Annotated in this window: 11 protein-coding genes; 7 read left to right on the plus strand and 4 right to left on the minus strand. The window is 57.3% G+C overall.

The annotated features are described in order from the left end of the window. Nucleotides 1-54: 54 nt before the first annotated feature. On the minus strand, nt 55-4,866 hold the full coding sequence (locus ABLQ08_RS30455) for an NAD-glutamate dehydrogenase (protein ID WP_352950387.1): 4,812 nt from the start codon (nt 4,864-4,866) through the stop codon (nt 55-57). Between the two features lie 360 nt (nt 4,867-5,226). Here ABLQ08_RS30455 and ABLQ08_RS30460 point away from each other — a divergent pair, with 360 nt between their 5' ends. The 4 genes from ABLQ08_RS30460 to ABLQ08_RS30475 all read left to right on the plus strand — a co-directional run bounded on the left by ABLQ08_RS30460 (nt 5,227) and on the right by ABLQ08_RS30475 (nt 8,012). After that, on the plus strand, nt 5,227-5,793 hold the full coding sequence (locus ABLQ08_RS30460; RefSeq protein ID WP_352950389.1) for a peroxidase-related enzyme: 567 nt from the start codon (nt 5,227-5,229) through the stop codon (nt 5,791-5,793). Between the two features lie 102 nt (nt 5,794-5,895). Beyond that, nucleotides 5,896-6,846 carry an N-acetyl-gamma-glutamyl-phosphate reductase gene (gene argC, locus ABLQ08_RS30465; RefSeq protein ID WP_352950391.1) on the plus strand — a complete coding sequence of 317 codons (951 nt, stop codon included), beginning with the start codon at nt 5,896-5,898 and terminating at the stop codon, nt 6,844-6,846. Between the two features lie 38 nt (nt 6,847-6,884). After that, nucleotides 6,885-7,490 carry a 3-isopropylmalate dehydratase small subunit gene (leuD, locus tag ABLQ08_RS30470; RefSeq protein ID WP_352950393.1) on the plus strand — a complete coding sequence of 202 codons (606 nt, stop codon included), beginning with the start codon at nt 6,885-6,887 and terminating at the stop codon, nt 7,488-7,490. A gap of 312 nt (nt 7,491-7,802) precedes the next feature. Then, nucleotides 7,803-8,012, plus strand: coding sequence for a DUF2061 domain-containing protein (locus ABLQ08_RS30475; RefSeq protein WP_352950394.1), 210 nt, complete (start codon nt 7,803-7,805; stop codon nt 8,010-8,012). Nucleotides 8,013-8,087: 75 nt separating this feature from the next. On the opposite strand, the gene ABLQ08_RS30480 is transcribed toward ABLQ08_RS30475, so the two are convergent. Further along, entirely contained in the window at nt 8,088-8,588 is a 501-nt protein-coding gene (locus ABLQ08_RS30480; RefSeq protein WP_352950396.1) for a Crp/Fnr family transcriptional regulator, read from the minus strand. Nucleotides 8,589-8,613: 25 nt separating this feature from the next. Beyond that, nucleotides 8,614-9,297, minus strand: coding sequence for a response regulator transcription factor (locus tag ABLQ08_RS30485; protein WP_352950398.1), 684 nt, complete (start codon nt 9,295-9,297; stop codon nt 8,614-8,616). A gap of 192 nt (nt 9,298-9,489) precedes the next feature. Between ABLQ08_RS30485 and ABLQ08_RS30490 the strand changes: the two genes are divergently transcribed. Then, nucleotides 9,490-10,029 carry a L,D-transpeptidase family protein gene (locus tag ABLQ08_RS30490; RefSeq protein WP_352950400.1) on the plus strand — a complete coding sequence of 180 codons (540 nt, stop codon included), beginning with the start codon at nt 9,490-9,492 and terminating at the stop codon, nt 10,027-10,029. 33 nt (nt 10,030-10,062) lie between these two features. On the opposite strand, the gene ABLQ08_RS30495 is transcribed toward ABLQ08_RS30490, so the two are convergent. Beyond that, complete coding sequence (locus ABLQ08_RS30495) at nt 10,063-10,545, minus strand: hypothetical protein (RefSeq protein ID WP_352950402.1); 483 nt, start codon at nt 10,543-10,545, stop codon at nt 10,063-10,065. A gap of 214 nt (nt 10,546-10,759) precedes the next feature. Here ABLQ08_RS30495 and dapF point away from each other — a divergent pair, with 214 nt between their 5' ends. Further along, on the plus strand, nt 10,760-11,671 hold the full coding sequence (gene dapF, locus ABLQ08_RS30500; protein ID WP_352950404.1) for a diaminopimelate epimerase: 912 nt from the start codon (nt 10,760-10,762) through the stop codon (nt 11,669-11,671). Further along, complete coding sequence (gene mtaB, locus ABLQ08_RS30505; protein WP_352950405.1) at nt 11,668-12,936, plus strand: tRNA (N(6)-L-threonylcarbamoyladenosine(37)-C(2))-methylthiotransferase MtaB; 1,269 nt, start codon at nt 11,668-11,670, stop codon at nt 12,934-12,936. Before dapF ends, mtaB begins: the two co-directional genes overlap by 4 nt. Nucleotides 12,937-12,939 lie beyond the last annotated feature (3 nt).

The following is a 12,939-nucleotide window of genomic DNA, read 5'->3' on the forward strand; positions in this document are numbered from 1 at the left end:
CAAAAGGTCGGCAGCGAACTGCCGACCTTGTCACTTGATAACATGCTTTCAGCCTCAGGCTGTGCCGCAAATTTCTGCCAGCAGTCCAGCGGCCACCGAAAACTTGGAAACGCTCAGTCCGCCATCGAGGATTTCGGTCACTACCCGATGTCTTCGCGTTACTTCCGCTTCATGCTCTGCGAGCCATTCGGAGAAGGTACCTGCCTTGATCGCGGCGATTGCAATCGAGCGGTGGGCAGAGACAAGGATCGCCCGCGCCCGGTCGAGAGCAAGGCCGTCATAGTAGTCCCGAACCGCAAGGTCGGTCGCCATCTGGTGCATGGCGCCAATCTGGAAGTGGTGCGCGACCTCGTAGTAGGCCGTTGCCGCCGTATCCAGGTCGGCTTCCGTAAGCTCCGACACAATGACGATGTCCGGGATGGCGCGCTCGGCCAGCAGCCGGGCAATCCGCTTGGCCAGTGCCTCCGGAACGCCCTGAGCGACATAGGCCTCGGCCTTTTCGTTCATGATCGCCTTTGGCCTTTCCGGAACAACGGCATCAAGCCGGCCGCGCAGATCGGAAATGCCGGTGCGGAACCGTTCGACGACGGCTGACAGCCCTTTGTCGAACGAGACGTTCCGCTTGAACCAGACCACGCGTTCCAGCAGCAGAGTTTGGACCTCGGAATAGAGCTCCAGCTGCAGATCACCGTCGATCTTTGTGTCGAGTGCATCGATCTCGTTGTTCAGATCAGTGAGATCGTAGCTGTTGCGAACGGCAACGAAGCTCTGCGCGATTTCGGTCGGCGTTGCACCGGTCTGGTCCATCAGACGCGTCAGGAAAGTGGCTCCGCCCCTGTTGATCATCGAGTTGGCCAACATGGTCGCGATGATTTCCCGGCGCAGCCGGTGACCGGCGATTTCGTCCTTGTAGGCGTTTGCCATCTGGTCCGGAAAATAGCGGAAGAGTTCCCGCCCGAGGTAATCGTCGTCGGGAACCGAGCTTTCCAGAAGGGAATCGTACAACGTGATCTTCGAGTAGGCGAGGAGGACGCCGAGCTCGGCACGTGTCAGCAGCTGACCGGCCTTGCGCATTTCGTCCAGGGTTGCCTCGTCCGGGAGTTCCTCGACCACCCGGTCGAGCAATCCAGCCTGTTCCAGCCGACGCATCATGCGGACCTGGAAGCCGAAGTCTTCCATTCCCCGGCGATGCATCATGGAGATGGCCAGTGTCTGCAAATAGTTGTTTCTGAGAACGAGGTCCGCGACCTCGTCCGTCATATCTGCCAGTAACTCGTTGCGTTGATCGATTGACAGCTTTTCAGCTTTCACTGCGGCTCCGAGCGCGATCTTGATATTGACCTCCATATCGGAGGAATTCACCCCGGCGGAGTTGTCGATCGCGTCAGAATTGCATCGACCGCCCTTCTTGCTGAATTCGATGCGCGCCAACTGCGTCAGTCCGAGGTTCGCGCCTTCGCCGATCACTTTCGCGCCGAGTTCCGGCGCGGTAATCCGGATCGGGTCGTTGGCGCGGTCGCCTGCATCCGCGTCAGTTTCGGTTGTGGCCCGAATATAGGTGCCGATACCGCCGAACCAGAGCAGATCCACGTTCATCTTCAAAATGGCGGTCATGACCTCCTGGGGCGTCGCGCTGGACTTGTCCAGATCAAGCAGGGTCTGGATTTCAGCTGAAAGCGGTATCGATTTCAGCTGACGCGAGAAGACACCGCCTCCCTTGGAGATGAGCTCGGTGTTGTAGTCCTTCCAGGAGGAACGGCCGAGATCGAACAATCGCTTTCGTTCGTCCCATGTCTTTGCCGGGTCCGGATCCGGATCAATGAAGATGTCGCGATGGTCGAAGGCAGCCACGAGGCGGGTCGCCTTGGACAGCAACATGCCATTGCCGAACACATCGCCGGACATGTCACCGACGCCGGCCGCGGTGAATGGTTCAGTCTGGATGTCGCGGTTCATTTCGCGGAAATGACGCTTGACCGCTTCCCAGGCACCGCGCGCGGTTATACCCATTTTCTTGTGGTCGTAGCCGGCAGAACCGCCAGAGGCGAATGCGTCCCCGAGCCAGAAGTCCCGCCCTTCGGAAATGTCGTTGGCGGTGTCGGAGAAGGTAGCAGTGCCCTTGTCGGCTGCCACCACGAGATAGGGATCGTCGACGTCATACCGTTGAACCCGCTCCGGAGGAAGGATTGTGTCCTCGTCCAGGTTGTCGGTCACGTCCAGAAGCGCATTGATGAAAATCTTGTAGCTTTCCGTGCCTTCCTTGAACCAGGCTTCGCGATCGCTCATCGGCGGGAGCTGTTTCGGAACGAAGCCGCCCTTTGCACCGACAGGAACGATCACGGCGTTCTTGACCTGCTGCGCCTTTACCAGGCCGAGCACTTCGGTGCGGAAGTCCTGGGCGCGGTCAGACCAGCGCAGTCCGCCGCGAGCGACCATGCCGAAGCGCAGATGGACGCCTTCGACGCGCGGACAATAGACGAAGATCTCCCGGAACGGCCGCGGTTGCGGCAGGTCACTGATCTGACGGCTGTCGATCTTGAAGGCAAAGGTTGGCTTGGGCTGGCCCTTGTCGTCCAGTTGATAGAAATTCGTGCGCAGGACGGATTCAATCGTGTTCTGGAAGCGTCGCAAGATGCGGTCATCATCGAGACTGGACACGTCCTCCAGGTCCGCGATCAGTTCACCCTGCAGTCGTTCGGTGCCAAGGTCGCGGTCCTTTTCCGTAACCTCAGGATTGAAGCGAAGATGGAACAATTCCAGCAATTTCGCCGTGATGGTCGGGTAGTTGTTGAGAGTCGACCACATGTAGTCTTCGGAGAAGCGGATGCCGGCCTGGCGCAGGTATTTGGACAGGGCACGGATCACCGCAACGTCGCGCCAGGCAAGATCGGCCGTCAGGACCAGGCGATTGTAACCGTCATTTTCGGCCTTGCCGGTCCACACCGCCATGAACATGCTTTCAAGGCGGCTCTGCAACTGTTCGGTAAAGTCGATGTCTTCGCCGGTTTTTGACTCAAGCGTCATTTCGTGAAGGTAGGACAGACGGGCATCGGCCGGTGTCACCCGGTAGGTCCTCTCGTTGATGACCTTGAAACCCATGTTCTCCAGAAGCGGCACGCGGGCCGATAGCGGTATGGGCGAGCCGCAGTGATAAACTTTCAGCGACAGGCGGTTTTTCTCTGTTTCCGAAGGCTGATGAAACGTGATTGTCGTGTCGTGCAGATCCGACAGGGTTTCCAGTTTGACAATATCAAACAGGGCGGACTGAGCGCTGTAGACTTCCTTGTAGCCGCCATGGAACGACCGGGCGTACCGATCTGCCAGCCGGCGGGCCTGGGCCGGGGCAAACTCCTTGTTCAAGGCGTCGCGAACACTGTCCGCCCAGGTCCGAATCATGTCCGCGACGGCGTTTTCAAGTTCTTCCTGTTCGGGTTTCGGCGTTTCGCCGGTGTCGCGTCCGACGATGTAATGCACCCGGGCAAGCGGTCCTTCCGGATAGGTCACGTACCAGGCGGACAGGCGGCCTTCGTAGATATTGGCCAGATAAGTGCCGATGTTGAGCCTGACTTCCGTGGAGTAGCGATCACGGGGAACGAACACCAGAATGGACACGTAACGATCGAACTTGTCCGGTCGTGACAGCACCCGAATGCGCGGGCGTTCGTCCAGCTGCAGGATCGCAATGGCGAAATGGAACAGGCGCTCACGCTCGATCTGGAACAACTCGTCGCGCGGGAAGGCTTCCAGAACGTTTCTGAGCGCGCGGCCGGAATGACTTTCTGAACCGTAGCCGGCCCGCGCCAGGACACTGGCGACCTTGCGACGCAGGAACGGGATCGTGCTGGTCGGTTCTGTGTAGGCGGTCGAAGCGAACAGACCGACGATACGCAATTCGCCGACCATGTTGCCGTCATCGTCGTAAAGCTTGGCACCGACATAATCCATGTGAACGCGGCGGTGCACGTTGCTCTTCACATTCGCCTTGGCGATGATCAGAGGTTCCGGCTTCATCAGGAACTCGCGGATTTCCGGAGTGATCTGGACGAACTCGGACCCGCGCCGCAACACCCTCACGTCCGGATCGGCCAACAGGCCGAGACCCGTTCCTTCGTGGGGCGACAGTTCCCCTTCCTCGACGCCGCCTTCGAACTTGTATTCGCGCATGCCGAGGAAGATGAAGTTGTCGTTCTCCATCCATTCGAGGAAGTGAATGGCTTCCCACAGGTCGTCACTGCTGCCGGGGATCTGGGTGGTCTTGTAAGTATCGATGGCTTCAGCCAGACGTTCCTGCATCGGCTTGAAGTCCGTGACGACGGACCTGACTGAATTCAGCACCGTGTCGAGACGCTGTTTCAGCGCGGACCTGGCCTCTTCGGAATCGATCCGGGTCACGTGAATGTGGATCAGACTTTCCTGCCGGTCCTTGCGCTTCGGCGGCTTCTTGCGTGCAATGGCAGAAGTGAGCTTGCCGTCTTCGTCCCGTTCAACGATGAAGATCGGATGCAGGACCAGGTGCACTTCAAGCTTGCTGTCGTGTAACTCGTCCATCACCGAGTCGACCAGGAAGGGCATGTTGTCATTGACGATCTCAATGACCGTCAGCCCGTTGACCTTGTTGCCCTTCGTTTCGAATGAGGGGTCGGAAATGCTGACCCTGTGCGTCCCCAACTCGTGGTTCTGGAAATCCTGCCAGGCATCGCGGACAAAACCGGTCAGCTCTTCGGTCGAATAAGTGACGATATCTTCGGCAGCGGCCCTGTCATAGAACGCGCTGGAAAATTCGGCCAGGGCAGGATCTTCTTTACTCAGGTTTGCGTGGACCGCGTCGATGAGTTTCAGTTTCTCGACGTCGTGTTTGTCCGGCATTTTTATCCCCTTAGGCGATCTTCGGTTTGGCTCTGTCGCATGGTAGGTCAAAGACCCCTAAAAGAGATTAAAAAGGCTTGGTGCAGTCAGTTCTCGGGAGAGGACGTCGAGACGCGGGAAACAGGGAGCGTTTCCCGGTCGTCGCGGCGTAAACGATGAGCCGACCGGACATATCGCAAGGACATTGAACTGGCTCTGTTCCGCAATCCGGCCACCGTCGAGCGGGCGGCAAACCCGATCGTGGACCCTGTAGAGCGGACTTTCGTCACTTCCAATGCCATCTTAAACTCATTTACGGAACCAGGACCTTTGTTCTTAAATTGCAGCGACCCTAGAAGTTTTCATGACGGGAGGACCAAATTGTCAAGTAAAGTCACAGCCTTGCAAATCGATTCAATTGAAACATTAAGTGAAAAAACGCAGGCCTATTTCGATTTGTGCGAGGAAAAGCTGGGTTTGGTGCCCAATGTGCTCAAGGCCTACGCCTTTGATGAAACGAAGCTGCGTGCTTTCACCGACATGTACAACGACCTCATGCTGGGGGATTGCGGTCTCTCCAAGCTTGAGCGTGAAATGATCGCCGTGGTGGTCTCCGCCGTCAACCGCTGTTTTTACTGCCTGACGGCCCATGGCGCCGCGGTCCGCGAGCTTTCCGGCGATCCGGTTCTTGGGGAACTTATGGTGATGAACTACCGCGTCGCGGATCTCAGCGAGCGGCAGCGGGCCATGCTCGATTTTGCTGTGAAGCTGACGGAGAAACCCGCGGAAATCGTCGAAGAGGACCGGCAGACTCTTCGCGACACCGGGTTCAGCGATCGTGATATCTGGGACATTTCTTCCGTTGCGGCGTTCTTCAACATGTCCAACAGGGTCGCGGCAGCGAGCGACATGCGCCCCAATGATGAGTATCACTCAAGAGCCCGTTGAGCTCTCGTCGTGCTGTGCGGCGGTGACAAGTGATGGAATTGGGTGTATGACGCATCCGATTTCATTCACTCGCTGAAGCGTAAAAGAGGAGAGGAGCGGGCGATGGTTGCGCGCGTATTCATTGATGGCGAAGCTGGCACAACGGGATTGCAGATCCGCGAGCGCCTCGCCATGCGCCGCGATCTTGAGCTTATCTCCATTCCGGACGAGAGCCGTAAGGACCCGTCGGCCAGGGCCGATTATCTCAACAAGGCGGACATTGCCATCTTGTGCCTGCCGGACGCGGCAGCGAAGGAAAGCGTAGCGCTGATCGAGAACGACACCACGCGAGTGATCGATGCTTCCAGCGCCCATAGGGTTACCGAAGGCTGGGCATATGGCTTTGCCGAGATGGATGTCGATCAGAGCGACATCATTGCAGCCGCCATGCGGGTCACCAATCCGGGGTGCTGGCCGCAAGGTCTCATCGCCGCGATGCGTCCGCTCGTCGCCGCAGAGTTGGTGCCGTCCGATCTCGCCGTCAATTTTCATGGCGTGTCGGGTTACTCCGGCGGCGGCAAGGGCATGATCGCGGACTATGAAGGGCAAGGCGCCGCAGCGAATGTCTGTGCGCCCTACGCGCTTGGATTCAATCACAAGCACCTGCCGGAAATGAGCGAATACGCTCTGCTGGAGGCTGCGCCGCTGTTCACACCGACCGTGGGCAACTACTACAAAGGCATGCTGACGGTTGTGCCACTGAACCTTTCCAAGCTGGAAAAGGTTCCGACAGGCGAGCAGCTTCACAACGCCATTGCTGACCATTTTGCGGGTGCTGCCGACGGCTTCGTCGAGGTTGCGCCCCTGGAAGCTATCGAACGCTCCGGCGATCTCAACCCACAGGCGCTGAATGATACCAATCGCCTGCGCCTGCATGTTTTTGCCAATGATGCGCGTGCACAGGCGGCGATCATTGCGGTCTATGACAATCTGGGCAAGGGCGCTTCGGGTGCCGCCGTCCAGAATCTTAATCTGATGCTCGGTGTCGATCAGACCACAAGCCTGGCGGCTTGAGGTGATCCACCGGACGTGACCATTCAGGAGAGGAAGTAATGGAAAAATTTGAAACCCTGACCGGTGTCGCGGCGCCAATGCCGATCGTGAACATCGACACGGACATGATCATTCCGAAGCAGTTTCTGAAAACGATCAAGCGCACCGGTCTCGGAAGCGCGTTGTTTTATGAAATGCGCACCAATGACGATGGTTCCGAAAACGTGGACTTTGTTCTGAACAAAGCCGCCTATCGCGATGCAAAGATCATCATTGCCGGCGACAACTTCGGCTGCGGTTCCTCTCGTGAGCATGCTCCATGGGCGTTGCACGACTTCGGCATTCGCTGCGTGATCTCCACATCCTTCGCCGACATCTTCTACAACAACTGCTTCAAGAACGGCATTCTGCCGATCGAAGTGTCTGAAGACGAGCTGGAAACCCTGCTGCACGCTGCCGAGCGGGGGTCCAACTTCACTCTGACGATCGATCTGGAAAGCCAGGAGATCCAGGGCCTGGAGAGCGGTGACATCGCCTTCAAGATCGACCACTTCCGCAAGCATTGCCTGATCAATGGCCTCGATGACATCGGCCTGACCATGGCGAAGTCGGAAAAGATCGATTCATTCGAAGGTGAAATCGGCAAGAGCCGTCCCTGGGTCTGAGGCCCGGAGTTCAGGTCAGAAAAACAGAAACCCGGTGCGATCGCACCGGGTTTTTTGCTGTGAGGGCCGGTGTCCGGTCAATCTTATAGGCAACCCGGGAACGGATTCAGTCGAATCGCTGCAAGCCAGACCCGTCAATTTGCGGCCTCCAGGGGCATCTATTGATGTCTTTCGTTTGTATAATTTGTTGATAAAATTCACATGAATTAGATAAAATCAACATTCTGGATTTTTGTAGTCAAAATACATGATCCTCAACATGTTCCTCTTTTGCTATTGTAATCAGATAGATAGATTGCGGTGCGGAAGAAAATGGAAGAAAAACGTCGATTGGTACTAAAGTCTGTTACGTGGCAGCTTTCTGGAGTGGTTTCAATGACACTCATCGGCTGCATTTTTACCAGTTCAGTATCGGTAAGTAGCGGTATTGCGATTGTGAGTTCTATTACAGGTTTCTTTTTTTACATACTGCATGAGTTCGTATGGTCGAAGATATTCTGGGGCCGCCGCAAGATCTCATGAATTCACGCAACAACAGTGAAGCACCATCTTGGAGGGATCGATTCCTGCGGCAAATAGCAGGCAAGCCGGACGGCGTTATTCTGAATCGTTCTTCGAGTGCCGCTCGGCATTAACCTGTTGCAGCTCGGCCATTTTCTCGCCAATTGGCCGCAATGCGGCAATCGTTTGCTGATAGCGGCTCGCGTGCTGCTCGAACAGGCGGCGGGCAAGTTCGGGATATTCCTGGATCATGCGTTTGAAAAGGGCACGCCGGATGCGGATGATGCGTACCGGGCCGACGGCTTCTGCCCGGCAAGGGCGCCTGCTTTCCGCAAGCAGTGCGGTCTCACCCAGGAGAGTTCCTTCGCCGACCTTGTCGACTTCCTCGAACCCATCCTTGCCTCTCGTCTGCAGGCTGACCGTGCCGTTGGTGATGACCAGACCGCCGTCAGCGCGCTCGTCCTGATCGAACAGGCGCTGACCGCCATTGTAGTCCATGCTTTCGGCGCTGAAGGCGAGCAGCCGCAGCTGATCGTCCTGAAAGTCCGATAGCAGGGGGATTCGTTTGAGAATCTCTATGTCTTGGGCAAGGCTCATGCCCAAGATTTACGCTGATTACCCGTTAGGGCACAAGCTTATATCCACCGGCTTCTGTGACCAGAAGCTCCGCATTGGACGGATCGCGCTCGATTTTTTGACGCAGTCGGTAGATGTGGGTCTCGAGCGTGTGGGTTGTAACGCCCGAATTATATCCCCAGACTTCATGCAGGAGCACGTCGCGAGTGACAGGCTTTTCGCCGGCGCGATACAGGAACTTGAGGATCGAGGTCTCTTTTTCCGTAAGACGAACCTTGGAACCCGCATCGTCCTGCATGACCTTGGCGGCCGGGCGGAACGAATAGCGCCCGATGGCGAATGTCGCGTCTTCGCTTTGCTCGTGCTGGCGAAGGTGGGCGCGAACCCGGGCAAGGAGAACCGCAAACTTGAAAGGCTTTGTGACGTAGTCGTTTGCGCCCGCTTCCAGACCAAGGATCGTGTCGCTGTCGCCATCATGGCCGGTCAGCATTATGATCGGTGCCTTGAACCCATTCTTGCGCAGGAGTTTGACCGCTTCGCGTCCGTCGATATCCGGAAGGCCGACATCCATCAGAAGCAGATCGACATGTTCGTCCTTGGCGAGGCCAATGCCGGAAGTTGCTGAATCTGCCTGGATGGTTTCGAACTCGTCATAAAGAGAGAGCTGTTCAACCAGCGCTTCGCGCAGTTCGTTATCATCATCGACTATCAAAATCGTGCGGGCGGTCATGGTCCTGGTCCTCGCCAAAAGTCTCAAATTGATCACGCCAACTTGTGCAATCTACACATGCGTGTTCCTGCCTCTATGTGCGTGGGAAATTCTCGCCATACAAGCCATGGTTCGTCAATTCTTCTTCACGCGGGGTTTAAGGCTGGTTTATCAAAGTTTTCTTTTTTGCGTTAAGGTCAATAAATACCCGTGATGACACAATTGCAAAAACCGGCGGATATCCTTGAAGTTCGCGCGCTGACGCGTGACAGAACCAAGGGAAATCTGCGTTTCGGACAGATCACGGTTCCGTGTGCTCTGGGAAGGTCCGGCATTCTCGCGCGCAAGAAAGAAGGCGACAGCGGCACACCGTCGGGCCGCTTTGAGCTGTTGCAGGTCTATTATCGGCCGGACAAGGGCCTGCCACCGGCAACGTCATTGCCTCTCGAACCGCTCACTCCAGTGTCGGGTTGGTGTGATGACCCCCGGCATCGGCTGTACAACCGGCCGGTCCGGCTGCCGTTTGCGTCAGGGCATGAGAGGATGTGGCGGCAAGACCGGCTCTACGACATCGTCGTCGTACTTGACTGCAACATGTATCCGGCGGTGAAAGGCCGGGGGAGTGCAATCTTCTTTCACATCGCGCGGGAAGACTACCGTCCGACTGAAGGCTGTGTTGCCGTCGCACCGGAGCACATGCGCCTGCTGCTCGCCAAAATCCGTCCCGGCGCGGTGATGCAGATCCATATCTGAATATTGCCGCCATATTAGCAGAGGTGCTGGCGTCTACTCCTCTTCCGCTTGCGGACGGTAAATGGTGAAGGACCCGCTGACACGGACGGTGGTGCGTTCGCCGTTGCCATCGTCCAGATCGGCCGTGCGGACATAGAACCGATGTCGCTGAACGTTGAAGCTGCCGTCGACATTGCTTTCCAGAAATGTCGCCCGGCCATTTGCATCGATGCTTTCCAGGATCGCCGTATGCCTCGGATCTCCCCGGGACAGGGTCTCTTCCTGCCAACCTTCGTCGTTGTCGACGCGAACACTGACGCGAAAGTTGGAAAACTGAAAGACGTCTCCCGGGCGGGCGTTCGCCAGTTGATCAACCACACGGCCCCAACGATAGGTCGATGAGGGCTTGTGAAAACCAACGCTGGCAAAGCCATTATTGACCAAGGTCCAGCATTGACCGTTTCCTTCCTGCCGTCCAAGACGTTCGACTGCAAAGGCGATCAGGCGTTGAGCTTGCTGCTCGGTGACATCGGGCATCGAACAAGTCCTCTTCAAGGTCAAATTCAGGAAATGACCTTACGTCAGATTGGCATTACGTCGATGTAACCGGCATCACAAGTCAGCGCTTGCTTCGGATTTGGTGCTCTGTCTTTAAGACATCTGGTAATTTGGCAAGAAATCCGCCATATAGGGGCAAATGATCGCGAAAAGTCGATCTGTTTCCCTGAACCCTAAAAGAAGTGCTCCCGGTATGGCGTCTGAAACCAGACCCTTTTTGAAGATGAATGGCCTCGGCAATGATTTCGTCGTGTGGGACGCGCGTGAAAAACCGCTGCGTCTGACCAGCGAAGCAATTGCCAGGTTGGGCGATCGGGAAAACGGGATCGGGTTCGATCAGATGATCACCGTTGAACGTTCCGGCCTGGGCGTCGATGCATTCATGCGCATTCACAACAGGGATGGCGGCGAGGTCTCCGCCTGTGGCAACGCCACTCGGTGTATCGGCCGTCTCCTGATGGAAGAAGCCGGCAAGGAGCTGGTGACGATCGAAACGAGCGCCGGATTGCTTCATGCTTTTGATGCCGCCGGCCCGCGTACCGTGACGGTCGACATGGGTGAGCCGCGTCTGGAATGGGATCAGATCCCGCTGGCGGAAGAGTTTGCGGATACCCGCGCCATCGAACTGCAGATCGGTCCGATAGACGATCCGATCCTGCATACGCCGGCTGCGGTCAACATGGGCAACCCGCACGCCATTTTCTGGGTAGACGATGTCGAGGGATATGAACTGGAACGGGTCGGTCCTCTGCTGGAGCGTCATCCGATCTTTCCCGAATTCGCCAACATCTCCCTGGCGCATGTCTATGACGAAGACCAGATCCGGGTAAAGGTCTGGGAGCGCGGTGTCGGTCTGACGCTTGCCTGCGGAACTGCTGCCTGTGCGGTCGGCGTAGCGGCAGCGCGTGACGGCAAGACCGGCCGCAAGACGACCGTCCATCTGCCGGGAGGCCCGATTGGCATCGAATGGCGCGAGCGCGACAATCATGTTCTGATGACGGGTCTCACGGAAGTGGAATTCGAGGGCGAAGTCGATATCGACACGCTCGACTGGCGCAGGACCGCCGCTGGAGATGCGCCGCAGGAGGCAGGATCCGCCTCATGAGCATTGACGTTGTAACATTCGGCTGCCGGCTGAATTCCTATGAGTCGGAAGTGATGAAGCGCGAGGCGGAAGCCGCGGGTCTCAAGGATGCGATCCTGATCAATACCTGTGCGGTGACGAACGAAGCCGTGCGGCAGGCGCGTCAGGCGGTTCGCAAGGCCAAGCGGGATAATCCGGATGCCCGCGTGATCGTGACCGGGTGCGCGGCGCAGACCGAAACCGAAACCTTCTCCTCCATGGACGAAGTCGACCTGGTGCTCGGCAATACTGAAAAGCTGGAGCGCAAGTCCTATCAGGATGTGGTTGCGTTTGGCATCTCGGAGACCGAGAAAGTCCGCGTCAACGATATCATGAGCGTTGAAGAGACCGCTGGTCACCTGATCGACGGCCTCACCGGACGGGCCCGCGCGTTTGTTCAGGTCCAGAACGGCTGCGATCACCGTTGTACTTTCTGCATCATTCCTTACGGCCGCGGCAACTCCCGCTCCGTGCCGATGGGCGTGGTGATCGATCAGATCAAGCGCCTGGTCGACAATGGCTACAACGAGATCGTTCTGACCGGTGTCGACATCACCTCTTACGGGGCCGACCTGCCGGGCGCACCGAAGCTCGGCACCTTGACGGCCAAGATCCTGAAGATGGTGCCGGACTTGAAGCGTCTACGGCTTTCCTCCATCGATTCCATCGAAGCGGATGAGGATCTGATGCGGGTGATCGCTGAGGATGAACGGCTGATGCCGCATTTCCATCTGTCCCTGCAGGCTGGTGACGACATGATCCTGAAGCGGATGAAGCGACGTCACCTGCGTGCCGATACGATTCAATTCTGCGACGAGGTTCGCCGTATGCGTCCCGACGTCGTTTTCGGGGCGGATATCATCGCCGGGTTCCCGACGGAAACCGAAGAGATGTTCCAGAACTCCCTGAAGATCGTCGATGAATGCGGATTGACCCATCTGCATGTCTTTCCGTTTTCTCCGCGCCCTGGAACGCCCGCGGCACGCATGCCGCAGCTGGGGCGTTCGATCGTCAAGGAACGGGGGGCACGCCTGAGAGCCAAGGGTGAAGAAGTGTTGGTCAAGCACCTTGCCGGTGAAGTCGGCAAAGTCTCTCCTGTCCTGATCGAGAAAGAAGGCCTGGGCCGGACCGAGCAGTTCACACAGGTTGAACTGAACGGAGGGCAGGCCGGAGAGATTGTCGAAACGAAAATTATCGGCCATACGGGACGGCATCTTCTGGGCGAGGCCCTTTCCAAGGCGGCCTGACGG

The organism is Roseibium sp. SCP14 (assembly GCF_040329475.1).
GTDB lineage: Bacteria > Pseudomonadota > Alphaproteobacteria > Rhizobiales > Stappiaceae > Roseibium.